General features: G+C 61.9%; 27 protein-coding genes. 17 read left to right on the top strand and 10 right to left on the bottom strand.

The genetic code is table 11. The annotated features are described in order from the left end of the window. Nucleotides 1–12 precede the first annotated feature (12 nt). The 8 genes from PSTU_RS0114485 to PSTU_RS0114450 are packed head-to-tail and all read left to right on the top strand — an operon-like array spanning nt 13 to nt 6,819. Nucleotides 13–504, top strand: a complete 492-nt coding sequence (locus PSTU_RS0114485; RefSeq protein ID WP_019341748.1) for a Na+/H+ antiporter subunit E — start codon at nt 13–15, stop codon at nt 502–504. Beyond that, nucleotides 504–755 carry a monovalent cation/H+ antiporter complex subunit F gene (locus tag PSTU_RS0114480; RefSeq protein WP_019341747.1) on the top strand — a complete coding sequence of 84 codons (252 nt, stop codon included), beginning with the start codon at nt 504–506 and terminating at the stop codon, nt 753–755. Before PSTU_RS0114485 ends, PSTU_RS0114480 begins: the two co-directional genes overlap by 1 nt. Beyond that, on the top strand, nt 748–1,044 hold the full coding sequence (locus PSTU_RS0114475; protein ID WP_019341746.1) for a cation:proton antiporter: 297 nt from the start codon (nt 748–750) through the stop codon (nt 1,042–1,044). The genes PSTU_RS0114480 and PSTU_RS0114475 overlap by 8 nt, the downstream gene beginning before the upstream one ends. Further along, nucleotides 1,037–1,948, top strand: coding sequence for a hydrogenase subunit MbhD domain-containing protein (locus tag PSTU_RS0114470; RefSeq protein WP_019341745.1), 912 nt, complete (start codon nt 1,037–1,039; stop codon nt 1,946–1,948). Before PSTU_RS0114475 ends, PSTU_RS0114470 begins: the two co-directional genes overlap by 8 nt. Then, on the top strand, nt 1,945–2,253 hold the full coding sequence (locus tag PSTU_RS0114465; protein ID WP_019341744.1) for an NADH-quinone oxidoreductase subunit K: 309 nt from the start codon (nt 1,945–1,947) through the stop codon (nt 2,251–2,253). Before PSTU_RS0114470 ends, PSTU_RS0114465 begins: the two co-directional genes overlap by 4 nt. Continuing rightward, a complete protein-coding gene (locus PSTU_RS0114460) occupies nt 2,250–3,674 on the top strand; it encodes a complex I subunit 5 family protein (protein ID WP_019341743.1) in 1,425 nt (474 codons plus the stop codon). The genes PSTU_RS0114465 and PSTU_RS0114460 overlap by 4 nt, the downstream gene beginning before the upstream one ends. After that, nucleotides 3,671–5,167, top strand: a complete 1,497-nt coding sequence (locus PSTU_RS0114455; protein ID WP_019341742.1) for a complex I subunit 5 family protein — start codon at nt 3,671–3,673, stop codon at nt 5,165–5,167. Before PSTU_RS0114460 ends, PSTU_RS0114455 begins: the two co-directional genes overlap by 4 nt. Beyond that, the gene (locus tag PSTU_RS0114450) at nt 5,164–6,819 is read left to right on the top strand and encodes a proton-conducting transporter membrane subunit (RefSeq protein ID WP_019341741.1); all 1,656 of its coding nucleotides are present in this window, start codon (nt 5,164–5,166) and stop codon (nt 6,817–6,819) included. Before PSTU_RS0114455 ends, PSTU_RS0114450 begins: the two co-directional genes overlap by 4 nt. Nucleotides 6,820–6,959: 140 nt before the next feature. On the opposite strand, the gene PSTU_RS20845 is transcribed toward PSTU_RS0114450, so the two are convergent. The 7 genes from PSTU_RS20845 to PSTU_RS0114415 all read right to left on the bottom strand — a co-directional run bounded on the left by PSTU_RS20845 (nt 6,960) and on the right by PSTU_RS0114415 (nt 11,205). Further along, nucleotides 6,960–7,313, bottom strand: coding sequence for a hypothetical protein (locus tag PSTU_RS20845; protein ID WP_019341740.1), 354 nt, complete (start codon nt 7,311–7,313; stop codon nt 6,960–6,962). 223 nt (nt 7,314–7,536) lie between these two features. After that, a complete protein-coding gene (locus PSTU_RS0114440) occupies nt 7,537–7,980 on the bottom strand; it encodes a ketosteroid isomerase-related protein (protein WP_019341739.1) in 444 nt (147 codons plus the stop codon). Nucleotides 7,981–8,232: 252 nt separating this feature from the next. After that, nucleotides 8,233–8,634, bottom strand: coding sequence for a curli-like amyloid fiber formation chaperone CsgH (csgH, locus tag PSTU_RS22185; RefSeq protein ID WP_272941879.1), 402 nt, complete (start codon nt 8,632–8,634; stop codon nt 8,233–8,235). 46 nt (nt 8,635–8,680) lie between these two features. Then, nucleotides 8,681–9,607 (bottom strand): hypothetical protein, encoded by a 927-nt coding sequence (locus PSTU_RS0114430; RefSeq protein ID WP_019341737.1) that lies wholly within the window; start codon nt 9,605–9,607, stop codon nt 8,681–8,683. Between the two features lie 14 nt (nt 9,608–9,621). Next, entirely contained in the window at nt 9,622–10,107 is a 486-nt protein-coding gene (locus tag PSTU_RS0114425; RefSeq protein ID WP_019341736.1) for a hypothetical protein, read from the bottom strand. Between the two features lie 115 nt (nt 10,108–10,222). After that, nucleotides 10,223–10,633, bottom strand: a complete 411-nt coding sequence (locus PSTU_RS0114420) for a CsgE family curli-type amyloid fiber assembly protein (RefSeq protein ID WP_019341735.1) — start codon at nt 10,631–10,633, stop codon at nt 10,223–10,225. Further along, a complete protein-coding gene (locus PSTU_RS0114415; protein WP_029404800.1) occupies nt 10,621–11,205 on the bottom strand; it encodes a helix-turn-helix transcriptional regulator in 585 nt (194 codons plus the stop codon). The genes PSTU_RS0114420 and PSTU_RS0114415 overlap by 13 nt, the downstream gene beginning before the upstream one ends. Before the next feature lie 563 nt (nt 11,206–11,768). On the opposite strand from PSTU_RS0114415, the gene PSTU_RS0114410 reads away from it, so the two are divergent. Together PSTU_RS0114410 and PSTU_RS20835 are read left to right on the top strand one after the other, a co-directional pair. Further along, nucleotides 11,769–12,071, top strand: coding sequence for a hypothetical protein (locus tag PSTU_RS0114410; RefSeq protein WP_019341733.1), 303 nt, complete (start codon nt 11,769–11,771; stop codon nt 12,069–12,071). A gap of 122 nt (nt 12,072–12,193) precedes the next feature. Then, nucleotides 12,194–12,484 (top strand): hypothetical protein, encoded by a 291-nt coding sequence (locus PSTU_RS20835; RefSeq protein WP_019341732.1) that lies wholly within the window; start codon nt 12,194–12,196, stop codon nt 12,482–12,484. An 82-nt stretch (nt 12,485–12,566) separates the two neighbouring features. Here PSTU_RS20835 and serA read toward each other — a convergent pair whose 3' ends face one another. Continuing rightward, nucleotides 12,567–13,796 carry a phosphoglycerate dehydrogenase gene (gene serA / locus PSTU_RS0114400; protein ID WP_019341731.1) on the bottom strand — a complete coding sequence of 410 codons (1,230 nt, stop codon included), beginning with the start codon at nt 13,794–13,796 and terminating at the stop codon, nt 12,567–12,569. Nucleotides 13,797–13,993: 197 nt separating this feature from the next. Here serA and PSTU_RS0114390 point away from each other — a divergent pair, with 197 nt between their 5' ends. The 4 genes from PSTU_RS0114390 to PSTU_RS0114375 all read left to right on the top strand — a co-directional run bounded on the left by PSTU_RS0114390 (nt 13,994) and on the right by PSTU_RS0114375 (nt 18,163). Next, complete coding sequence (locus PSTU_RS0114390) at nt 13,994–15,388, top strand: FAD-binding oxidoreductase (protein WP_029404799.1); 1,395 nt, start codon at nt 13,994–13,996, stop codon at nt 15,386–15,388. A gap of 69 nt (nt 15,389–15,457) precedes the next feature. Beyond that, complete coding sequence (locus tag PSTU_RS0114385) at nt 15,458–16,123, top strand: fumarylacetoacetate hydrolase family protein (RefSeq protein WP_019341728.1); 666 nt, start codon at nt 15,458–15,460, stop codon at nt 16,121–16,123. Nucleotides 16,124–16,228: 105 nt separating this feature from the next. Then, on the top strand, nt 16,229–17,140 hold the full coding sequence (locus tag PSTU_RS0114380; protein WP_019341727.1) for an SdiA-regulated domain-containing protein: 912 nt from the start codon (nt 16,229–16,231) through the stop codon (nt 17,138–17,140). A gap of 108 nt (nt 17,141–17,248) precedes the next feature. After that, nucleotides 17,249–18,163 carry an SdiA-regulated domain-containing protein gene (locus PSTU_RS0114375; protein WP_019341726.1) on the top strand — a complete coding sequence of 305 codons (915 nt, stop codon included), beginning with the start codon at nt 17,249–17,251 and terminating at the stop codon, nt 18,161–18,163. An 11-nt stretch (nt 18,164–18,174) separates the two neighbouring features. Here PSTU_RS0114375 and rpiA read toward each other — a convergent pair whose 3' ends face one another. Beyond that, nucleotides 18,175–18,846, bottom strand: coding sequence for a ribose-5-phosphate isomerase RpiA (rpiA, locus tag PSTU_RS0114370; RefSeq protein WP_019341725.1), 672 nt, complete (start codon nt 18,844–18,846; stop codon nt 18,175–18,177). Between the two features lie 174 nt (nt 18,847–19,020). On the opposite strand from rpiA, the gene ilvA reads away from it, so the two are divergent. Further along, entirely contained in the window at nt 19,021–20,535 is a 1,515-nt protein-coding gene (gene ilvA / locus PSTU_RS0114365; protein WP_019341724.1) for a threonine ammonia-lyase, biosynthetic, read from the top strand. Nucleotides 20,536–20,556: 21 nt separating this feature from the next. Further along, nucleotides 20,557–20,997, top strand: a complete 441-nt coding sequence (locus tag PSTU_RS0114360; RefSeq protein WP_019341723.1) for a DUF2269 family protein — start codon at nt 20,557–20,559, stop codon at nt 20,995–20,997. Nucleotides 20,998–21,019: 22 nt separating this feature from the next. On the opposite strand, the gene PSTU_RS0114355 is transcribed toward PSTU_RS0114360, so the two are convergent. Beyond that, entirely contained in the window at nt 21,020–21,673 is a 654-nt protein-coding gene (locus tag PSTU_RS0114355) for an HAD family hydrolase (RefSeq protein WP_019341722.1), read from the bottom strand. A gap of 179 nt (nt 21,674–21,852) precedes the next feature. On the opposite strand from PSTU_RS0114355, the gene PSTU_RS0114350 reads away from it, so the two are divergent. After that, nucleotides 21,853–22,253 (top strand): RNA pyrophosphohydrolase (locus PSTU_RS0114350; RefSeq protein ID WP_029404797.1); only part of this gene is annotated, 401 nt, incomplete at its 3' end.

Below are 22,253 nucleotides of genomic sequence, written 5' to 3'. Positions count from 1 at the left end.
GGAGATACAGCGATGAGCGAACTCGGAGGGCAGCGCCGCTGGCTCGACGGGCTAGGCTGGGTGGCGCTGTATGCGTTGGTCTGGGCGTTGTTCACCGAAGGGGCCGGCTGGACCTTGGGCGTACCGAGCATTCTGCTCGCTGCCGGGCTGTCGCTCTGGCTGGGACTTCGCCCCTGGCATCCGTCGCTGGCTGCGCTGCCGGGTTTTCTCCGGTTCTTTCTCGGCAAGATGACCGCAGGCGCCTGGGATGTGGCATTGCGCGCGCTGCATCCCAACCGGCCGCTGCAGCCGGCCTGGCTTGATTACACCCTCACGTCTTCTTCACCGCAGGTAAGGCTGGTGCTCTCGGCACTGGTCGGCCTGTTGCCCGGCACCCTGGCCTCGCGGGTGGAGGGCAACCGGATGCGCGTGCACGTGCTCGATGAGCGGCAGCCCTGGGAGGCCACCGTGCACAGCCTCGAACGGCGACTGGAACGATTGCTCGCGCCCGGAGGCAGGCCTTGATGGCGCTGTATTCGACGCTGTTGCTGCTGACCATCATCATTGGGCTCGGGCGCGTGGTGCTGGGACCGGCACGGGTAGACCGGCTGCTGGCCATTCAACTGTTCGGCACCACCGGCACGGCTTTGCTGCTGGTGCTGGCGCAATGGCAAGAGCAGCCAGCGTTGCGTGATGTGGCGCTGCTGCTGGGTTTGCTCGCTGCCGTGGCGAGCGCTGCGCTGGTACAACTGCTGCGACGTGGTCGGCATGATTGAACTACTGCTGAATGGCCTCAGCTGGTTGCTGCTGATCGGCGGCCTGCTGTTCTTCGTGGCAGGCAGCATCGGTCTGCTGCGCTTTCCCGATACCGTCAGCCGTCTGCATGCCCTGACCAAGGCCGACACCCTGGGCCTCGGGCTGGTCATCGCCGGCCTCTCGCTGCGTGCCGACAGCTTCTGGGAGGTCGGGCAGATGCTGCTGATCTGGCTGTTGCTGCTGGCCTCCAGCGCCACGGCGTGCCAATTGCTCGCGCGGCAGGCTGGCGAGGAGCCACGCGATGACTGAGTGGCTGTTCGACGGGGTACTCGGCTTGCTGGTGCTCGGGCTTGCCTTCGGCGCGCTGCATGGTCGCAATCTCTACGCCAGCGTGCTGCTGTTCATCGCCTTTGGCCTGGCGCTGGCGCTGGTCTGGGCGCGACTCGGCGCAGCAGACCTGGCGCTGGCCGAGGCGGCCATCGGCGCGGGGCTTACCGGCGTCTTGCTGTTCACGGCACTGTCGCGCCAGCCTGGGCCTGCATATCTGCCGGAGGCCACTGGCACGCGATTGCGCCTCGGCGCGGCAGCCGTGGTGCTGCCGATGCTGATCCTGCTGGTGCAAGGGCTCGCGCCGCTGAGTGAGGTCGAGCCGCGTCTGCCAGCATTGATATCGCGACATCTGGACGAAACCGGCGTCAGCCATCCGGTGACTGCGGTGCTGCTGAACTATCGCGCCTGGGACACCTTGCTCGAACTGGCCGTCCTGTTGCTGGCGCTGCTCGGCGCCCGGCAGCTCGGGCCGCGCCCGCTGGATCTGGTCGAACCCTGGCCGCTGCTGCGGGCCTGGGCGCGGGTGCTGGCGCCGCTACTGGTGCTGGCCGCCGGCTACATTCTCTGGCGGGGCGCGAGTGCGCCGGGTGGCGCCTTTCAGGCCGGTGCGCTGCTGGCCTCTGGCGTGGTGCTGCTGCGGTTATCGGGTCTGCTGCCCCGCTTGCGCTGGTCATTCATGCCGTTGCGCTTGCTGGTCTTGGGTGGCCTGCTGGTGTTCGTTGGCGTTGCGTTGGCGACAGCCTGGCTGGGCGATGGCTGGCTGACGTACCCGAGCGATGCGGCCAAACTGCTGATCCTGATGATCGAAGCTGTCGCGACGCTATCGATCGCGGCAAGCCTCAGTCTGCTGGTGGTGGGCGAAGGGGAGGACGTCGCCTCATGAGCAGCAGCCTGTTCTGGACGATCATCGGTGCTGCGCTGTGGTTGCTTGGGCTGCACGGGCTGCTGACCCTGCGCCAGGCGCTGCGCAGGATTATCGCCTTCAACCTGATGGGCAGCGGTGTGTTCCTGGTGATGATCGCCCTGGCCACGCGCAGCCAGCCGAGTGATCCGCTGCTGGTCGCGCTGGTGGTAACCGGGCTGGTGGTGGCGATCAGTGCGACAGCGCTGGCGCTGCGGTTGGCCAGTGTGGCGCATGGCAGTCAGCCTCCATCGCAGCAACAGCAACAGCAGGAGCCGCGGCAATGAATGCGGCATTGCTGAGCCTGTCATTACCGCTGGCTGCGGGGCTGCTGCTGGTGTTGCTGCGGCCCGGTCGCAGTGGCCTCTGCGTGATCGGGGTGAGTGCTGCCAGCCTGATCGCCGCGTCATTTGCCTTGCAGCAGGCGATGCAGCTCGGGCCACAACTGTTGCAGATCGGCGGCTGGGAAACGCCGCTGGCGATCCGTTTCCAGCTGACGCCGCTGACTGCATTACTGATGGTATTCACCGCAGGGCTGCATCTACTGGTGGCCTTGTACGCGGCACGAAGCCCCCACGCCACCGGCAGCGAGGATTACTGGCCCCTGTCCTGTCTGCTGCATGGCTCGCTGGCTGCACTGTGGCTGTCGGCGGACCTGTTCAACCTGTATGTGACGCTCGAACTGCTCAGTCTCAGTGCCGTGGCATTGGTGGCGCTGGCCGGGCGCAAGGCTTATCGACCGGCCTTCAATTACCTGATGCTGTCGCTGGCCGGTTCGCTCGCCTATCTGTTTGGTGTCGCATTGTTCTATGGCCGCTACGGCGTGCTGGACGTTCTGGTACTGGCTGAGCTGACCGAGCCCGATAAAACGACCCGGCTGGCGCTGCTGCTGATGAGTGTCGGGCTGATGCTCAAGGCTGCATTGTGGCCGCTGCACCTGTGGCTGCCACCGGCCCACTCGGGCGCGCCGACAGCCGTCAGTGCCTTGCTCTCGGCGCTGGTGGTCAAGGGGCCGATCTACATTCTCTGGCTGATCTGGAGCGAGATCGCACCACCGGAGCTGGGACGCCAGGCCGGGTTTCTGTTCGCCGGAGCCGGCATTCTCGCGCTGATATCCGGTGGCTGGTCGGCGCTGCGCGCGCCGCGGCTGAAGATGCTGGTGGCCTATTCGACGGTTGCCCAGCTGGGCTATGCGCTGCTGGCGCTCGGCCTGTTGCTGCACTGGCAGGAACCGCGCATGGAAGCGGCGCTGTGGCTGTTCATCCTCGCCCATGGCCTGGCCAAGGTCTCGATGTTTCTGGCCGCCGGCGAGCTGCAGCGGGTGCTGGGTACGCGTCGGGTGCAGGCGCTGAAAGGCGCCAGCCAGAACATGCCGGTGGCTATGGCAACCTTCGCGGTCGCGGGCGGCAGCCTGATCGGTCTGCCGCCCAGCGGAGGCTTTCTCGCCAAGTGGCTTTTGCTGCAACCGCTGTTCGAGCAGCCACAGCATTGGCCATGGGCGTTTGGCGTGCTGCTCGGCACGCTGATGTCGGCGGCCTATGTGTTCCGAGTGGTGGCGCTGGGTTTCGACCGGGCGCGGCCCAATCCGCCGAGCGTCAAGCCTGATCGCCTGGCGCAATGGTTGGCGATGCTACCGGCGCTGTTGGTGCTCAGCCTGGCGCTGATCAGCGAGCCGTTGCTGCTGTGGATCGGTGGGGTGGCGCGATGAACTGGACGCATTGGTTACCCTTGGCCATCGTGCTCAGCTCGCTGGTGCCAGGCCTTCTGATTTTTACCCTGCGTGAAGAGCAGCATCGGCTGCGGGTCACGCTCAACCTCGTCGGCGTGGTGACCAAGCTGCTGCTGGTCGGGGCGATGATCTATGGCGTCAGCCGTGGGCTGGAGTTTCGCTTCAGCCTGCCGTTTCTGCCCGGCGCGCCGCTGGTACTGCAGGGCGATGCGTTGTCGCTGTTGTTCGTCGCACTGTCGTCGGTGCTATGGCTGGCGACGACCATTTATGCCATTGGCTACCTGGAAAACTCACCGCTGCAATCGCGCTTCTTCGGCTATTTCAGTCTCTGCGTGAGCGCCACCGTAGGCCTCGCGCTGGCGGGCAATCTGGTCAGCTTTCTGTTGTTCTATGAAATGCTGACCCTGGCCACCTTCCCGCTGGTGGTACATCGCGGTACGGCCGAAGCGCTGCGCGCCGGGCGCGTCTACCTGGCCTATACCATCGGCGGTGGTGCGTTGGTCTTGATGGGCTTGGCACTGCTGCATGGCCTGGCCGGCGGGCAGGACTTCCAACCGGGCGGCTATCTGCTGCCGGTGGTGGGCGAGCACGATTTGGCCTTGCGCGTCGCCTTCGTTCTGTTGGTCGCCGGGCTCGGGGTCAAGGCCGCGCTGATTCCCCTGCATGGCTGGCTGCCGAAAGCGATGGTGGCGCCAGCGCCGGTCAGCGCGCTGTTGCATGCGGTGGCGGTGGTCAAGGCCGGTGCGTTCGGGATTATCCGGGTGGTCTATGACGTTTATGGTGCCGAGGCCTTGGAGCAGCTGGACATGGCCGGGCCGCTGCTGTGGCTGGCCGCGGCGACCATCCTCTACGGCTCGATGCGCGCCCTGCAGCAGCAGGAGCTGAAAAAGCGCCTGGCCTACTCGACCATCAGCCAGGTATCTTACGTCACCCTTGGCGTCGCCTTGCTCGGGCCCATCGCGGCAGTGGGCGGGCTGGCCCATCTGGTTCACCAAGGCCTGATGAAAGTCACTTTGTTCTATTGCGCAGGCAATTTCGCGGAAACCCTGGGCATTCATCGCATCCGTGAAATGGACGGTGTCGGCCGGCGTATGCCGCTGACCATGGCCGCGTTCAGCATCGGTGCGCTGGGCATGATCGGGATTCCGCCCATTGCCGGCTTTGTCAGCAAATGGGCGTTGGGCATGGGCGCGCTGGAAGTCGGCCAGGACTGGGTGCTGCTGGTCCTGATGGGCTCGGCGCTACTCAACGCTGGCTATTTCCTGCCGCTGCTCTGGCGCGGCTGGTTCGCCGCTCCCGCCGACTGGCATGAAGACAACTGGCGCGAAGAACGCTGGGAAACGCACTGGATGCTGCTTTTGCCGGCGCTGTTTACCGCCGGGTTGTCGGTGCTGGTGGGTGTGCTGGCGGGCACTGCCCTGAGTCCGTTGGGCTGGGCGCAATTGATCGTCAATCGGGAGTTCGCGCTATGAGTGGTGCCTGGCTCTGGTTGCTGGTGCCGCTGGCGCCGCTTTTGGCAGCGGTCAGCCTGGCGATCTGGCGCGAGCGCGCCATCGGTTGGCTGTGGCTGGCCTGCGTTCCAGCGCTGGTGCTGGTCGTTCAGCCGATGCCTACGCTGGATCTGCCGATGCTCTGGGAGGGCGTGCGCTGGGGTGCCGATGATGCACTTTCCCGCGCCTGGCTGGCGTTCACGGCGTTGCTCTGGGGTTGTGCGGGTATCTTTGCCAGCAGTAGTCAGCGGGATGATTCAAAGCGGCTGCGCTTCTGGACGTTTTGGCTGCTGGCACTGGCGGGCAATCTGTTACTGATCATCGCCACTGATGCGCTGAGCTTCTATCTCGGCTTCAGCGCCATGAGCCTCGCGGCCTACGGGTTGATCGTTCATCAGGGCGGCCCCGGCCCTCGCCGCGCCGGGCGGTTATACCTGCAACTGGCGATCTCTGGCGAGATGGCGTTGCTGGCCGGTTTGATGCTGCGCAGCCACGCGGCTGGCGGCGACTTCTCGTTCGCCGCCTGGCAAGCGTTGCCCATGGACGGCCTGACGCTGGTCTTGTTGCTGATCGGTCTGGGCTTGAAAGCAGGGTTTTGGCCGCTGCATGTCTGGTTGCCCCTGGCGCACCCGGCCGCGCCAGCACCGGCCAGCGCAGTGTTGTCCGGCGCAATGCTCAAGGCCGGGCTGCTGGGCATCTGGCGTTGCCTGCCGGAAAGTGATCCGTTGCTGTCGGCCTGGGCGGGCCTGTTGCTCGCCATGGGCATCTTCGGTGCCGTCTATCCTGCACTGCTCGGCCTCGTTGCGGGCAAGGCGAAGGCGGTGCTGGCTTACTCGTCGGTCAGTCAGATGGGCTATCTGGTGATGCTGCTGGCCCTCGCCTGGCGGCAGCCCGAGCAACGGCAGGCGATGACCGTCGTGCTGATGCTCTACGGCGTGCATCACGGCCTGGCCAAAGGGGCTCTGTTTCTGGCAGCAGGTCTGATCCACGCTGGTCGCCTGCCCCGTATCGGCTGGGCGCTGCTGGCGCTGCCAGCACTGGCGATCGTCGGTTTGCCGCTGACCAGCGGTGGAGCAGTCAAAACGGCGCTGAAAGATGTCTGGCATGCCAGTGAGTTCGAAGGCTGGATCATCTGGCTCAGCCTTAGCAGCCTGACTACTTCCCTGTTACTGATTCGCGCGTTGTGGTTGCTCCATCGGGATGCTCGTGATGCTTCGGCAAGCCGCCCGCCATCGGCTCAAGTACTGCCCTGGGCTCTGCTCAGCAGTTGCTCGTTGCTCTTGCCCTGGCTTTGGCCCGCCCTGTGCGAGCCTATGCTGCATGGTCTTTATCCAAGCGGCATCTGGGCGGCGTTATGGCCGCTGCTGCTGGCGCTGGGTTTGGCTAGCTTGGCATTGCAGCGCCGCTGGAAGGTTCCGACACGCCTGACGAAGCTCCCCAACCCGGCGCTGACGCTCTCGCTACAACTACGACGTCTGGTTCTGCACCCGCCGATCACTGTGCCAACCGCTCACCCGGAGGCCTCGCGCTGGCGACAACGGGAGCGCCGCTGGAATCGCTTCTGGAATACCGGCACGCTGGCAACGAGCGCTTGGCTGCTGGCCGCTTTGCTGTGGTTGGGTTGGTTGTGGTGATTTAGACGTAACAACGCTCGGTTGTTTTACTGATTCGCCCCGACTATTTGTTTTTAGTGCGGCGGACATATAAGAATTGCGCTCAGAAATAGTAGGGAAATAAAAAAGGCGCCAACGGCGCCTTGAAGTGAAGCGATAAATCAGACCGTGCCGAGTCCGGTACGCTCACTGCCATCTTCGGCCAGCAACTGCCCAAGTGGAGTGCGGTCGAAACCATCATCTGCCAGTTGAATTGCTTGTGGTGTGAGGTCGAACCCATCTTCTGCCAGGTGATCACTGATTGGTGTGAGATCGAAGCCATCTTCGGCGAACTGCTCACTGAGCGGCGTGCGCTCGAATCCGTTTTCCGAAACGGTGCGGTCGGTGAATACGTGATTCCTCACCGTTGAGGCGCTCTGGCTCTCGCCCAGAATGGGTTGCGGATGGCTTGGCGGGATTGCAACGGCCGTAGATGCGACGCTGGCCAAAAGGATGCTTGCAAGTAACTGTTTCATGAGAGTGTCCTCGGTAGTAGTAGGTACGGGAGCCATGCTACGGAGGAGGGCGGATCAAACAAACGTGAGCGTATCAATAGTATTAATCGACGAACGTGATACTTGATTAGAGTCACTTAATTGATTAACTAAGCCAATAATATAAGTCAGTTAAATCGATAGTTGTCGTAAGTTATTTGGGTCTTCCTTTTAAGGCCGCCCGGCCAGATTGATATTGAGACCGTCAGGGCAGGGCTTTTTCGGCATAGGTGCGGGTCGCCAGCCCGAGCTGGGAGCGGAAGCTTTCCATGTCGAACATGGTGCAAATCTCGCGGATCTGCTGCCCTGGCGTCAGCGTCCAGAACGCCATCGCCGAAATGCTCAAGACCTTGTCGCTGGGAGGATAGCCAAGCGCGGGTGTCTCGATGGTGCCAATCAAGGTGCTCCAGGTGACCACTTTATCGCCCTCGGCCACGCATTCCTCGATAACCACTTCGAGGTCGGGCATGGCGGTACGGATCTGGCGGACCATTGCGGCAAATTCGGGGCTGGCCATTGGGTGGCCGACGAACGAGCTCTTGTAGAGAAAATCCTTGCTGTGCAGCTTCTCGGCGAGGGCAAGGTGTCCGCGGTTCCAGCTCAGCTCGATGTGCTGGCGGACCAGCCGCTTGTTGTCGTCCAGTGACATCTGTCGCATCCGATAAATGACGGGGCTAGAAACTGTAGCAGCAGGCACAGGCGACTGGCATCCATCGACAGGGCCCTTCGTCGGGTCAGTCAGCAGAGCTGCAGTATTTCCGATCACTAACAGCGCCTGGAAATATGCATGAATGTTCTCCAGCCGCGTCGTTCTGGCGGTCTCCTGCTTTCCAGCGTGCTGAGAGCGTCGCCAGCTCGTGGTATGCGGATTCGCCGGCTCAGACGCAACGAGTCGCGACAGCTATCGCAGGTTTGAATCGGTTTTGACGACCATCGCATCCGCTGCCGGCGACTGGTGAGGCATAGGCGTCGGGGAGTCTGCCGGTTCGCTAGACGGATAACTCTGGCGAAGGGGCGTTTGCTCGTGGCCGTCAATGGTCCAGGTGACGGTCGCCTCGATGTGGCTATCGGGCGCGATACCCAGTCGGTTGTTCAGCGGGCACTGGATTTCAGGCCCGCTGGTCAGCGAGCCCGATTGACGACTGCGACTGGTGCCAGCTCGGCCTTGAGATCGCACCTCCAGCTGATAGTTAAGCTGGTGCGCTTCGGTGCTGCTGAAGCACAACCGCAGATTCAAGCGGTCCGCTTCAGGCAGTAGCTCCAAGCGAGCGTCAACAGGTCCAGCGGCGGAGGCTAGCAGCATGGCGGCGAGGGTCGCTGTGAGCATAAACGGAGGGCCAAGGTCTGGATCACTGTTGAGTGACGGTGGCCATGTTGCCGGTTCCCGTCTGCGAAATGACCGCTTTCATGAGTTCGGCGTTTTGCGTTATCGAGGCTTGGTTTGCCATGCCGGCCTGGTTGATGCGGGCCTCGTTGTAGCTGACTAGCTGGTTGACGGTCGCGATGTTGTCATCGCCCGACTGCACCACGCTGGCCAGGTTGCCATCGAACCCTTGCGCCACATCGACACTGTTGCCGTTTCCGGTTGACGATCCTCTGAACGCATTGCCGCGTCCTGTCTGCTTGACTGTCAGCAGGTTCTCGTCGCCTACCTGATTGAACTGGACTTCGCCAAACAGGGTGCTCTGCGAAATAGTCGCGGTATTCAGATTGCCGTTCTGAGCCAGCTTGATATAGCCGGCATCGCCCTGCTCGATGGTCGCCCTGTTCTCGTCGCCGACTTGGTAAACCGCCAGCGTGGTGCCGTGGTAAACGCCGTCTTGATCCATGCTGATCGAGTTGTTATCGCCGATCTGATACCCCCCGGCCCGGGCAAACCCCCGCTGGGTTGCGGAAATGAGATTGTTGTCGCCAATGCTGCTGAGCTGCAGGTCATTGGCATACCAGGTCTGATCGACCCCGGCGCGGTTGCCGGTGCCCTGCTGGTAGACGCTGGCGTTGGAGAAGTGAGCGTCATCGCCCTGGTGGATGGAGGCATCGTTGCTGCCGATTTGCACGATGCTGGCGACGTTGCCCTCGGCGACCGTGCCCTGATAGATCGACGCGATGTTCGCGCTACCGTTCTGCCGAATTATCGCCTCGTTCAGCAAGCCCGTCTGGTCAATCGTGGCGTCGTTTTCACTGCCTGCCTGCACGAGTTTGGCGTTGTTGTCAGCATGTGCCGCGACGGCGACAGACAGGAGAGCGGCTGACGCAAGGAGATGCAAACTGCGCATAGCGTTACCTTTTGTTAGCGATGCTGAACGATCTGGACCTGTTGGCCGCTGCCGTACTGGGTGACACTGCTGCTCAAGCCATTGCCGAGCTGCTCGATGCTGGCCGTGTTTTCTGAGCCTATCTGAGCGATTGCGGCCTGGTTGTCGCTGCCGATCTGGCTGATGTCCGCGAGGTTGCCTTGCCCGATCTGCAGAATGGTTGCGATCTGGTTTTCGCCTTGCTGGAGGATGAAGGCCTGTTGGTCGCTGCCCTGTTGCACGAGGTTCGCCAACTGAGTCGTCCCGGTCTGGCTTACATCGGCCAAGTTGTCATTGCCTGTTTGCAGAACTTGTGCGACCTGCATATCAGACAGTCGTAAGGTGGAGACCACCGGGTTGGCGAGACTCGTTGAGCCGCCCGCAAGATCCCCGTTGTCCATCAGATCGGCCGCATACGTGGCCGGGCCGGCGAGCAGAGCAGCGGCGAAAAAGCCGCAGCGGAATAGGGCTAGACGATCCATGCAGGCACCTCCAAGTTGTGTTCGGATTCTTATCTGTCGATGGGGTGCTGAATATCCATCGAACGGTGCAAAACAAGCGCTACGTGATGAGCGGGCGGATTAAGCCTCCGGTAGCTCACAGCTCGTCCCGGTCCATGTCGAACGTGTCCTGAAGCAGGCTCTGCAGCTTGCTGCGATTGACCTCTTCCAAGATCAACTGCGCAGCTTGGGTCGCGATGTCTTCGATCTCCGCTACGTTGGGCTGCAGAAATCGCCGATAGACGGTGAGCTGTCCGTACTCCACCCAGACCAGGCTGCCCCAGCGCGCCGAAGGGCGCTCGCGCACCACCAGATCGCGTTCGAGGGCGCTGGCGTCCTGCAGTTGGAAACTCAGGTAGCGGTGGAAGTCATGACCGAAGCGGGTAATGGTGTTGTCGATGATCAGTCCATTCAGCTCGGCTTCGCCCTGCGCCTGGCTGAGCGGCTCTTCAGCCTGCACGGGCCCGAGCAGGCTCAGCAGCAACAGGCACAGCGTCAGGCGTGGCACGGCTCGGACCAATCCAGTCGGCCGCGCAGAAGAAAGGCCGCCTCGGCCCGGTTGGAGGCACCGATCTTACGCAACAGGTTGTGGATATGGCTCTTGATGGTGTGCGGACTCAGGCACAGCTGCTCGGCGATCTCGGCATTCGACAGGCCTTTGCCGGCCAGGCTGAGAATTTCCCGTTCACGCAGCGTCAGCGACGGTTTGCTGCCGGCGAGTTGGCGCATGCGCCGCCATTGGCTGAGCAGGCGTTCGGTCAGGACCCGAGGGAGCCAATCGCCGCCATCCAGTAGCACCTGGATGCCGTCGAGCAGATGCTCACGCGTGGCGTGGCTGTAAAACACGCCGCGGATGGCGGGATGTTTTTCGACCAGCTGCTCGGCCTGTTCCGGTGCGATATTGACCAGCGCAACGGGCGTCTGCTGATCAAGCTGATCAAGCAGCGTGGACAGCTGCTCGGCCTGGCTATTTCCCGCGTCGAGTAAATACAGATCGGTGCTGCCCGGAACGATTTTCTCGAGCCGCTCCAGCGCCACTTCCAACTGAGCCTGCTCACCAAGAAAGTGCTTGAAAAACAATCCCAGTAGTTCATTGCCGGTCAGCAGGGTGACGGTGGGCCGATTACGTTCCAGGTGGGTGAAGTCCGCTTCGTCCATGTTCAATCCTTGGTTTGGGGTGCCGTTATGCTGCATAGAAAAGTTACTAAACGACCGGCCAGAAATGACGAAGTTCAGCGTTCAGGCTGGGATTAGGTCGGCATCTGCGCACTTGGGATGACAACCCGACGGACGGTTAGAGACGTGGCTCGGTGGACTTAATGAACGATGGCGAGTCAATCACCCGTTCGATGGAGCCTGAAAGGGATCTGTGTCAATCCGTGGCAAGCATGGTCGGTATACGCACTGTGTTGTGACAGTTGTTGCGCTGAGTTCGCTTTGCCTGGCTTCGTGCTGCCGGCGCATGGTGCTTGCACGGCCGATGAACGGTCGATCTTCAGCGTTGCGACCAATGGCTTCGAGGTTGAAAGGCCCGTCCTGCAAGGGTTTCAGGGCTTTTGAATATCCTGTCACGGCGCTGGGGTGAAATTTATTTCCACCGCCATTGCCGGAATATATGAACCCCTTGAAACAGGAGAGCGATCATGCAAACGACAAAGCTCGCCGCGCTGACTCTGGCCGGTCTGATGTCTGCCTCTGCTTTTGCTGGCACGTCCGATAACGGCGCCATGCACGACAAGGACGGTCACGACTCGAAAAGCGCGATGGAAAGTGGCACTCATGACGACACCATGATGGATGGAAAAACCACCGACGACACCGACCGCACAGGTCTGACGACCGGTGCGGGCACCTCCGTTGACGGTGAACCAGCAGGCCCAGGTACTGAAACAGGTACCGGCGTCGGCAATACGACTGGCACCGGAAACAGTGCCACTGGCAACTGACATGCCGTTGCAGGTATCGAAAGGGCCCCGGCGTCGGTTGGGGCTTTTTCTTGCGCAGTCACAGGCGCTCCGCCGTCGCGGCTGACCACCGGGCTGCCATTAGCCGGCGATCGGAGAAGACCATGGCCATACGCATCTGGTTGTTCGTTTCGATACTGATAACGGCATCGCTGGCAATTGCTGGCGGAACCGGCCCAACGCACCCGGAAAAGGCCCGCGAGCATCCGCTGGACTCACGCGAGCCGCGCCAGGATGTGATCGAGAATGGCGATGGCCGCCAGGCCCAGCCGCGACCTCCAACGCTGGAGGCGCCGCCTGAAGTTCCGCCAGTAACGCCTATCGAGAGGCCGTCGGCACCGACTCGGCCGGACAGACCCTCGAGCGAAAGCGGCGACCCAGCCTCAGCCAGCTAATCAAGCGATGCACACCCATTCAGCCCAAGTGAAACGAAAACGGGAGGCCTAGGCCTCCCGTTTGCTACCGCCAGTGCGGCGCTTAGAACAGCACGCGGCTGCGGATGGTGCCATTGACGTGCTGGAGCTTTTCAAGCGCCAGATCGGAATATTCCTTGTCGACGTCGATCACGACGTAGCCGACCTTCTCGTTGGTCTGCAGGAACTGACCGCAGATGTTGATGCCGTTGTCGGCGAACACCTTGTTGATCTCGCTCATCACGCCGGGAATGTTCTGGTGGATGTGCAGCAGACGGTGCTTGCCCGGGTGCGACGGCAGCGCCACTTCCGGGAAGTTGACCGAGGATACCGAGGTGCCGTTGTCGCTGTACTTGACGAGCTTTTCTGCCACTTCCAGACCGATGTTGGCCTGGGCTTCGGCAGTCGAGCCGCCGATGTGCGGGGTCAGGATCACGCGGTCCAGGCCGCGCAGCGGGCTTTCGAACTCTTCGTCGTTAGATTTGGGCTCGACCGGGAATACGTCGATGGCAGCGCCGATCAGATGTTCGTCCTTGATCGCAGCGGCCAGGTGTTCCAGTTCGACCACGGTGCCACGGGCGGCGTTGATCAGGATGCCGCCCTTCTTCATGGCGCGGATTTCCTTCTCGCCAATCATCCACTGGGTCGATGGCAGCTCAGGAACGTGCAGGGAGACGATGTCGCACATGCCCAGCAGCTCATACAGCGAGCCGACCTGCGTGGCATTACCCAGTGGCAGCTTGGTCACCACGTCGTAGAAGAACACCTGCATGCCGAGCGCTTCGGCAAGCACCGACAGCTGAGTGCCAATCGAGCCGTAGCCAATGATGCCGAGCTTCTTGCCACGGATTTCGAAGGAGTTGGCCGCTGACTTGATCCAGCCACCGCGGTGGCAGGACGCGTTTTTCTCTGGGATGCCGCGCAGCAGCAGGATGGCCTGGGCCAGCACCAGTTCGGCGACCGAGCGGGTATTGGAATAAGGGGCGTTGAACACTGCGATACCGCGTTCGCGAGCGGCGTTTAGGTTGACCTGGTTGGTACCAATGCAGAAGCAGCCGACGGCGATCAGCTTCTTGGCGCACTCGAAAACCTCTTCGGTGAGCTGGGTGCGCGAACGAATCCCGATGAAATGAACATCGGCGATCTTCTCTTTCAGCTCCGACTCGGTCAGCGCCGTCTTGAGGTACTCGATGTTGGAGTAACCGGCGGCCTTGAGGGTGTCGACAGCGTTCTGGTGAACGCCTTCGAGAAGAAGGAACTTGATCTTGCTCTTGTCGAGTGAGGTCTGGCTCATCTGCAATAAAACCTTAAGGCCGAAGGGTAGGACGAAGTGTCCAGCGAAGGCTGGCCGACCCGGTATCAGCGGTGTCGGGAGTCTGCCGAGGCACGTTTCAAAGGGGTGCGTATGCTAGCATACGGGCCCCTCGAAACACCCCATCCCTGAGCTGAAGCGTACTCAGGGTGACCATGAATTGAATGAGAGTTCGCATGATGACCGATCCTGCCCTGATCGATGAGCTGAAGACCCTGGTCGAGCCTGGAAAGGTGCTGACCGATGCCGATTCGCTGAACACCTACGGTAAGGATTGGACGAAGCACTACGCGCCGGCGCCCTCGGCGATCGTCTTTCCGAAGAGCGTTGAGCAAGTGCAGGCCATCGTGCGTTGGGCCAACGAGCGCAAGGTTGCGCTGGTGCCTTCCGGCGGACGGACCGGGCTCTCGGCGGCTGCGGTGGCGGCCAATGGCGAGGTGGTGGTGTCGTTCGATTACATGAACCAGATCCTGACGTTCGACGAGATGGATCGCACCGTGGTCTGCCAGCCGGGCGTAATCACCGCGCAGCTGCAGCAGTTCGCTGAAGACAAGGGCCTTTACTATCCGGTGGATTTCGCCTCGGCAGGCTCCAGTCAGATCGGCGGCAACATCGGCACCAACGCCGGTGGGATTAAGGTGATTCGCTACGGCATGACCCGCAACTGGGTCGCGGGGCTGAAGGTTGTGACCGGCAAGGGCGACCTGCTCGAGCTGAACAAGGACCTGATCAAGAACGCCACCGGTTATGACCTGCGCCAGCTGTTCATCGGTGCTGAGGGCACGCTGGGCTTCGTGGTCGAGGCCACCATGCGCCTGGAGCGCCAGCCGACCAACCTCACCGCGATGGTGCTGGGCACACCGGATTTCGATTCGATCATGCCGGTGCTGCACGCCTTCCAGGACAAGCTGGACCTGACCGCTTTCGAGTTTTTCTCTGACAAGTGCCTGGACAAGATTCTGGGTCGCGGAGATATCCCCGCTCCGTTCGAGACCCGCACGCCGTTTTATGCGCTGCTCGAATTCGAGGCGACCACCGAAGAACGCGCCGAGCAAGCGCTGGCGACCTTCGAGCATTGCGTCAATGAAGGCTGGGTAATCGACGGCGTGATGAGCCAAAGCGACCAGCAGCTGCAGAATCTGTGGAAGTTGCGCGAGTACATCTCCGAGACCATCAGCCATTGGACGCCGTACAAGAACGATATCTCGGTCACCGTCTCCAAGGTGCCGGCGTTCCTGGCCGACATCGACGCCATCGTCACCAGCAACTACCCCGATTTCGAAGTGCTCTGGTATGGCCACATCGGTGACGGCAACCTGCACCTGAACATCCTCAAGCCCGAGGCGCTGTCGAAGGACGAGTTCTTCGACAAGTGCGCCGCGGTCAACAAATGGGTGTTCGAGACGGTCGAAAAATACAACGGTTCGATTTCGGCCGAGCATGGTGTCGGCATGACCAAGCGCGACTACCTGACCTACAGCCGCTCTGAAGCCGAGATCGCCTACATGAAGGCGATCAAGGCGGCATTCGACCCGAACGGCATCATGAATCCGGGCAAGATATTCGCGGTGTGAGTGTAGGGCGGGTGAGAACCCGCCAACGGCAACGGCGGGGCTGAACCCGCTCTACAGACGAGACCTTCGATGAATTACAAACACCAATACACCGATGGCACGCCAATTCATTACCCGCTGGGCAAGGTGGTCTGCATTGGCCGCAACTATGCCGAGCATGCCAAGGAACTGAACAACCCGGTGCCCACCGAGCCGCTGCTGTTCATCAAGGCCGGTAGCTGCACGGTGCCGCTGGAAGGCGGCTTCAGCATCCCCAGCGACCGGGGTGCGGTTCACTACGAGGCGGAGATCGCCGTGCTGATTGGCAAGCCGCTGTCGCGCACGCCGAACGAAGAGGAAGTCCGCGATGCCATTTCCGGTTTCGCCCCGGCGCTCGACCTGACGCTGCGCGATGTGCAGGCCAAGCTGAAGGAAAAAGGCCATCCCTGGGAGATCGCCAAGAGCTTCGACGGCGCCTGCGTGCTGGCTCCGTTCGTGCCTGGCGACGCGGTGCAGGATCCGAATGACATCGGCATTCGTCTCACCATCAACGGCGAGGTTCGTCAGGACGGCAACAGCAGCCAGATGCTCAACGCCATCTTGCCGTTGCTGCAGCACATCGCCGGCCATTTCAACCTGCAGCCGGGCGATGTGGTGCTGACCGGCACGCCGGTGGGCGTTGGTCCGCTAAATCAGGGCGATGAGCTGGTGCTGGAACTGGTCGGGTTGTCGCGTTTCGAGAGCCGCGTGCTCTGAGCCAACCCCGGCCGGGTAAGTGCAATGCTTACCCGGCCTGCGTTTTCCCGTTTCGCCTCGTCTCGCCTCGTGCTGTAATCCGCGACTCGATTTGAGCCAGTCCCTATGCCAGCCAAGCCCTCCAATTGTTCCCCTCTACGCCTGTTTCTCTGGTTTCTGCTCATTCTGACCATCGCTGCGGCAGCGCTGACAGCTTGGCTGCTGCATTGGGATGACCAGCTCAAGCTTTACTGGCAGGAGCGATCGGTCGATGCCAGCCAGCGATCGGCGAGCATCTGGCTGCCCGACTACGAACTGTCACTGCAGACCACCCTGTACGGTCTGCAGGACGATGAAACCTCGGGGCTTACCTGGAATTCGGCGACTGGCACGCTGTTTACCGTCACCGGACAGCACCCACAACTCGTGGAGTTTTCACCCGGAGGTGTGGTTCTGAGGCGCATCACCCTGGCCGGATTTTCCGACCCCGAAGCTGTTGAAGCCTTGGATGACGGGCGGCTGGCTATCGTCGACGAGCGCCGCCGGCTGGTTGCTGTGTTCCGGCTCCAGCCGGGCGTGGAGACCCTCGATCTCGCTGATCTGGCTTCCTACGGCCTGGGTTTCGAGGGTGCAGGCAACAAGGGCTTTGAGGGGTTGGCCTGGAATCCCCGCACCAAGCGTATGCTGCTGGCCAAGGAGCGCGATCCACAAGGCCTGTTCGAGCTCCCCTTCCCAGGCGAGGAAGGTGCTGCTGGGGTGCTTGAGGCGCTCCCTGATCAGCCGTTGTTGGTACGCGATATATCTTCAGTGGCTATTGATCCACGTACCGGCCACACCCTGATGCTGTCCGATGAGTCGCGGCTGCTGGTTGAGCTGGACCTGTCAGGTAGACCGCGTAGTTTTATCAGCCTGCTCGGCGGCCTGAATGGTCTGGTGGAGGGCATTGACCAGGCCGAAGGGGTGGCTATGGACGAGCGGGGCGACATCTATGTTATCGCTGAGCCCAACTTGCTCTATGTATTCAGCCGTAAGCGGTGACGATTGCCGGCAGCGGCTGTCCATGCCTGCGGTAGGGCGTCCCGGTCCGTTAAGCTTCGGCTAAGGTTGTCCAGGCACCCTGTCGCTCCCTGAATTCACAGAGAGTGCATGATGCGCCCTGCTATCAAATGGATACTGGCCGCGACAGCCATAGTGGCGCTGTTGCTGGCCATTGCGGCCGGCCAGTATTTTCGCCTTTTCGAGCAGACCTGGTTTCAGTTCGCCCAATCACGCCAGGCGGAGCAGCGCCAGGCCGCGTCGCTCTGGTTGCCTGACTATCGTGCAGAGATCCAGGCACAGCCGGTTGTCGGCATTGACGATGACCTGTCTGCGCTGACCTTCGATCCGGATCGCAACAGCCTGATCGCCATCACTAATGGTAAGCCGCAGCTCCTCGAGCTTAGCCTCGACGGCAAGCTGCTGCGGGCCATTGCGCTGGTTGGGTTCGGCGACCCCGAGGCGATCGAATATGTGTCTCGCGGCGTCTATGTGATCAGTGACGAGCGGCTGCAGCGTCTGTTGCGGGTCGAGGTGGATGAGCGCACCCGCCAGATCTATGCGGCTGCCAGCCAGCAGCTATCGCTGGGGATTGGCCAGAATGGCAACAAGGGGTTCGAGGGGCTGGCCTACGATCCGACTGGTAAGCGCGTTTTCGTTGCAAAGGAGCGCGATCCGGTACGCATCTACGAGGTTCAGGGCTTTCCGTACGCTGAGGGTGATCAGCCGCTGGCCGTGCATGTCAGCGAGGATCGCGAGCGCGATGCCGACCTGTTTGTGCGTGATGTTTCCAGCTTGCAATACGACCTGCAGACCGGGCACCTCCTGGCGCTGTCCGACGAGTCGCGGTTGGTCGTCGAACTCGATATCCAGGGGGCACCCATCAGCACGCTTTCACTCAAGCGCGGCGAACATGGTCTCAATGCGGACGTGCCACAGGCCGAGGGGCTCGCCATGGGGCCAGATGGCACCCTTTATCTGGTCAGCGAACCCAACCTGTTTTACCGATTCCGCAAGGTCGAATAGTCGGCGGTGTCTCAGCGCTTGAGGGTCTGCACGCCGTCCTTGGTTCCGAGCAGCAAGATGTCCGCCGGGCGCGCGGCGAACAGGCCGTTGGTGACCACACCGACGATGTTGTTGATCTGCGCTTCGACATCCGGGGCAAAGCCGATCATGAGGTTGTGCACGTCAAGAATGACGTTGCCGTTATCGGTCACTACGCCGTCACGGTAGACGGGGTCGCCGCCCAGCTTGACCAGTTCGCGCGCGACGTGACTGCGAGCCATCGGGATGACTTCGACCGGCAGGGGAAACTCACCGAGGCGCTCGACCAGCTTGCTGCCGTCGGCGATGCAAATGAAGGTGCGGGCCACTGCGGCGACGATCTTTTCGCGGGTCAGGGCGGCGCCGCCGCCCTTGATCAGCTCAAGATGGCTGTTGGTTTCGTCGGCACCGTCGACATAGAACTCCAGGTCCGACACCGAGTTGAGGTCGTAAACCGGAATGCCGTGGCCTTTCAGGCGCTCGGCGGTGGCATCGGAACTGGCCACGGCGCCGTCGAAGAAACCCTTGTGTTTGGCCAGTAGATCGATAAAGAAATTAGCGGTGGAGCCGGTGCCAACGCCGACGATGCTGCGGTCGGTGAGCTGCGGCACGATGAGGTCGACAGCGGCCTGGGCGACGGCCTGCTTGAGTTGATCCTGGGTCATGGCGTAAAGGTCCGGGCAGTGAGTGAGTCGTGGGGCGAGAGTATAGCGGTGGCTTATCAGCCGGTCTTGCCTGCTGCGGCTGTACTGCAGTTTTGCGCGCGGATTGCCGGTGGTCGCGGCGTTTTTCGCGGAGTAGACTCGTCTGCCCCGCAATGCCCGCCAAGATAGCTCACGATGCTCGAACAGTACGTCAAGAAGATCCTCACCTCGCGCGTCTATGACGTTGCGGTGGAAACCCCGTTGCAACCCGCTCGCCAGCTCTCTGAGCGGCTGGGTAACCAGATTTTGCTGAAGCGCGAAGATCTGCAGCCGGTGTTCTCCTTCAAGATTCGCGGCGCCTATAACAAGCTGGCACAGCTGTCACCTGAGGAGCTGGCGCGCGGCGTGGTCACGGCATCGGCCGGCAACCATGCCCAGGGCCTGGCCCTGGCGGCCCGTGAGCTGGGCATCAAGGCAACCATCGTGATGCCGCGCACCACGCCGGAGCTGAAGGTGCAGGGCGTGCGCGCCCGTGGTGGAAAGGTGGTATTGCAGGGCGACGCCTTTCCGGAGGCGCTGGCCTATTCGCTGAAGCTGGTCGAGGAAAAGGGCTACGTCTACATCCACCCCTATGACGATCCGCACGTGATCGCGGGGCAGGGCACCGTGGCGATGGAAATTCTCAGCCAGCATCAGGGCCAGCTCGATGCGGTCTTCGTGCCGGTGGGTGGAGGCGGTTTGATCGCCGGTGTCGCTGCGTACATCAAATACCTCAAGCCAGATATCAAGGTCATCGGCGTCGAGCCCGACGATTCCAACTGCCTGCAGCAGGCGATGGCCGCTGGCGAGCGCGTGGTGCTGCCACAAGTGGGGCTGTTTGCCGATGGGGTGGCGGTGGCGCAGATCGGTCAGCACACCTTCGATATCTGCCAGCACTATGTCGATGAGGTGATCACGGTCAGCACCGATGAGATCTGCGCCGCGATCAAGGACATCTACGACGATACCCGTTCGATCACCGAGCCTGCAGGCGCCCTGGCCGTGGCTGGAATCAAACGCTATGTGGAGCGTGAAAACATCGAAAATCAGGTGCTGGTCGGCATCGATTCCGGTGCCAACGTAAATTTCGACCGCCTGCGTCATGTGGCTGAGCGTGCTGAGCTTGGCGAGAAGCGCGAGGCGATCATCGCCGTGACCATTCCCGAGGAGCCTGGCAGCTTCAAGGCGTTCTGCGAGGCCATCGGCAAGCGCCAAATCACCGAGTTCAATTATCGCTACCACGAGGACCGCGAGGCGCACATCTTCGTGGGGGTGCAGACCCATCCGGAAAACGATCCGCGGACGGCGCTGGTGGACGGGCTAAGGGCGAAGGGTTTCCCGGTTCTTGACCTCACGGACAACGAGCTGGCCAAGCTGCATACCCGTCATATGGTGGGCGGGCATGCGTCCGGCGTCAGTGACGAAGTGGTGTACCGCTTCGAATTCCCGGAACGCCCCGGCGCGCTGTTCAACTTCCTCAACAATCTCGGCGGGCGCTGGAATATTTCGATGTTCCACTACCGCAATCACGGCGCGGCCGACGGGCGGGTGGTAGCCGGCCTGCAGGTGCCTGCCGAAGACCGTCACCTGTTGCCGGCCGCGCTGGACAAGATCGGCTATCGCTACTGGGACGAAACAGACAATCCGGCCTACCAACTTTTTCTCGGCTGACCAGCCGTACCGCGGGGATCGATGGAACATTACCAACTGCTGAACATGACTCACGCCGCGCTGGCGATCCTGCTCACGCTGGGGCTGATTGCCCACATCATCATGCTGTGGAAAGCCTGGCGGCGGGCCGATCCGGTGGTGCTGCAGAACAAGCTGCGCCGCACCCGGTTGATGTCGCTGCCATTGCTGGCGGTGTTTGCCTTGTTGCTTCCGGTCACCGGCTGGTGGCTGGCGCACCTGGCAGGCTTGCCGCTCGGCCAGCTGTGGTTGCTGGCCAGCTCGGTGCTGTTCCTGGTGCTGGTGCCGCTGGGGCTGCTGCTCGGTGGCCGCCTGCGTGCCTGGCAAGCGCTGGGCGATGCTCCAGCGCCCGCGCGCCTGCCGCGCTTTGCGCTGGTTTACGCGGGTCTGATCCTGCTGATTCTGGTCGCCATCATGGGGCTGATGGGCGCCAAGCCGGTCTGAGCGGCCCAGCCTGCGCTGTCGATCAGCGCAGGCTGACGATGCGCCAGCCGCGTTGTTCGGCAATCTTGCGCAGGGTCGGATCCGGATCGACCGCAACCGGATGGCTGACCCGCTCCAGTAACGGCAGATCGTTGCGCGAATCGCTGTAGAAGTAACTGTCGTCCAGGCTCTGATCGTTCTCCATGAGCCAGCGCTCGATGCGCGTCACCTTGCCCTCCTGGAAACAGGGCACATCGGTCAGGCGACCGGTGTAGCGTCCCTCTTGCATCTCGCACTCGGTAGCCAGCAGCGTATCGACCCCCAGGCGCTTGGCGATTGGCCCGGTGATGAAACGGTTGGTCGCGGTGATGATCACCACGCGATCGCCGGCTTCGTGATGCTGACGGACCAACGCCTCACCCTTGGCCAGCACGATGGGTTCAATGTGATCGCGCATGAACTCGGCGTGCCACTGCTGCAGCTGCGGCATCTCGCTGCGACCCAGCAGTTCCTGGCAGAAGTTCTGATACTCCAGAACATCCAGCGAACCGGCCAGGTAGTCCTGATAGAAGGCGTCGTTACGGGCGCGATAGGCCTCGGCGTCGACCAGCCCGCGCTGGCAGAGAAATTCGCCCCAGGCGTGGTCGCTATCACCGGCCAGGAGGGTGTTATCAAGATCGAAAAGAGCCAGGCGCACGCTGCGTTCCTCGGGCGATAAAGGGGGGTGAAGCATAGCGGGATCACTCGGTAGATGGCAGTCGGCGAGCGCTTGGAACGAGGATCGGAGCCGGTTGATCGATGGGCACCATGCGCGCTTTCTGCTTTTCACGTTTTTGTGGAACAATGCCGTGACATGCGTTTGCGAGGTTGTATGCCGTGATCGACTCCGATGGTTTTCGCCCCAATGTCGGCATCATCCTGACCAATGATGTCGGGCAGGTGCTGTGGGCGCGGCGGATTAATCAGGATGCCTGGCAATTTCCGCAAGGCGGAATCAATCCGCGTGAGACGCCGGAGGAGGCGCTCTTTCGCGAGCTGAACGAAGAGGTCGGCTTGGAACAGCAGGACGTCCAGATTCTCGCCTGCACGCGTGGCTGGCTGCGCTATCGCTTGCCGCAGCGCCTTGTGCGCACTCATAGTCAGCCGCTGTGTATCGGCCAAAAGCAGAAATGGTTCCTGCTGCGCCTTACCGGTGCCGAAGACCGCGTCCGTATGGATCTGACCGGCAAGCCCGAGTTCGACGGCTGGCGCTGGGTCAGCTACTGGTACCCGCTGGG

The organism is Stutzerimonas stutzeri SDM-LAC (assembly GCF_000235745.1).
GTDB lineage: Bacteria > Pseudomonadota > Gammaproteobacteria > Pseudomonadales > Pseudomonadaceae > Stutzerimonas > Stutzerimonas stutzeri_H.
The sequence above is the reverse complement of the archived record's forward strand: the minus strand, read 5'-3'. Positions and strand labels throughout refer to the sequence as shown.

What these genes read in the sequence shown, in the direction of transcription:
- PSTU_RS0114485 (WP_019341748.1), top strand. Translation starts at nt 13, where the DNA reads ATGAGCGAACTCGGAGGGCAGCGCCGCTGGCTCGACGGGCTAGGCTGG.
- PSTU_RS0114480 (WP_019341747.1), top strand. Translation starts at nt 504, where the DNA reads ATGGCGCTGTATTCGACGCTGTTGCTGCTGACCATCATCATTGGGCTC.
- PSTU_RS0114475 (WP_019341746.1), top strand. Translation starts at nt 748, where the DNA reads ATGATTGAACTACTGCTGAATGGCCTCAGCTGGTTGCTGCTGATCGGC.
- PSTU_RS0114470 (WP_019341745.1), top strand. Translation starts at nt 1,037, where the DNA reads ATGACTGAGTGGCTGTTCGACGGGGTACTCGGCTTGCTGGTGCTCGGG.
- PSTU_RS0114465 (WP_019341744.1), top strand. Translation starts at nt 1,945, where the DNA reads ATGAGCAGCAGCCTGTTCTGGACGATCATCGGTGCTGCGCTGTGGTTG.
- PSTU_RS0114460 (WP_019341743.1), top strand. Translation starts at nt 2,250, where the DNA reads ATGAATGCGGCATTGCTGAGCCTGTCATTACCGCTGGCTGCGGGGCTG.
- PSTU_RS0114455 (WP_019341742.1), top strand. Translation starts at nt 3,671, where the DNA reads ATGAACTGGACGCATTGGTTACCCTTGGCCATCGTGCTCAGCTCGCTG.
- PSTU_RS0114450 (WP_019341741.1), top strand. Translation starts at nt 5,164, where the DNA reads ATGAGTGGTGCCTGGCTCTGGTTGCTGGTGCCGCTGGCGCCGCTTTTG.
- PSTU_RS20845 (WP_019341740.1), bottom strand. Translation starts at nt 7,313, where the DNA reads ATGAAACAGTTACTTGCAAGCATCCTTTTGGCCAGCGTCGCATCTACG.
- PSTU_RS0114440 (WP_019341739.1), bottom strand. Translation starts at nt 7,980, where the DNA reads ATGTCACTGGACGACAACAAGCGGCTGGTCCGCCAGCACATCGAGCTG.
- csgH (WP_272941879.1), bottom strand. Translation starts at nt 8,634, where the DNA reads ATGCTGCTAGCCTCCGCCGCTGGACCTGTTGACGCTCGCTTGGAGCTA.
- PSTU_RS0114430 (WP_019341737.1), bottom strand. Translation starts at nt 9,607, where the DNA reads ATGCGCAGTTTGCATCTCCTTGCGTCAGCCGCTCTCCTGTCTGTCGCC.
- PSTU_RS0114425 (WP_019341736.1), bottom strand. Translation starts at nt 10,107, where the DNA reads ATGGATCGTCTAGCCCTATTCCGCTGCGGCTTTTTCGCCGCTGCTCTG.
- PSTU_RS0114410 (WP_019341733.1), top strand. Translation starts at nt 11,769, where the DNA reads ATGCAAACGACAAAGCTCGCCGCGCTGACTCTGGCCGGTCTGATGTCT.
- PSTU_RS20835 (WP_019341732.1), top strand. Translation starts at nt 12,194, where the DNA reads ATGGCCATACGCATCTGGTTGTTCGTTTCGATACTGATAACGGCATCG.
- serA (WP_019341731.1), bottom strand. Translation starts at nt 13,796, where the DNA reads ATGAGCCAGACCTCACTCGACAAGAGCAAGATCAAGTTCCTTCTTCTC.
- PSTU_RS0114390 (WP_029404799.1), top strand. Translation starts at nt 13,994, where the DNA reads ATGACCGATCCTGCCCTGATCGATGAGCTGAAGACCCTGGTCGAGCCT.
- PSTU_RS0114385 (WP_019341728.1), top strand. Translation starts at nt 15,458, where the DNA reads ATGAATTACAAACACCAATACACCGATGGCACGCCAATTCATTACCCG.
- PSTU_RS0114380 (WP_019341727.1), top strand. Translation starts at nt 16,229, where the DNA reads ATGCCAGCCAAGCCCTCCAATTGTTCCCCTCTACGCCTGTTTCTCTGG.
- PSTU_RS0114375 (WP_019341726.1), top strand. Translation starts at nt 17,249, where the DNA reads ATGATGCGCCCTGCTATCAAATGGATACTGGCCGCGACAGCCATAGTG.
- rpiA (WP_019341725.1), bottom strand. Translation starts at nt 18,846, where the DNA reads ATGACCCAGGATCAACTCAAGCAGGCCGTCGCCCAGGCCGCTGTCGAC.
- ilvA (WP_019341724.1), top strand. Translation starts at nt 19,021, where the DNA reads ATGCTCGAACAGTACGTCAAGAAGATCCTCACCTCGCGCGTCTATGAC.
- PSTU_RS0114360 (WP_019341723.1), top strand. Translation starts at nt 20,557, where the DNA reads ATGGAACATTACCAACTGCTGAACATGACTCACGCCGCGCTGGCGATC.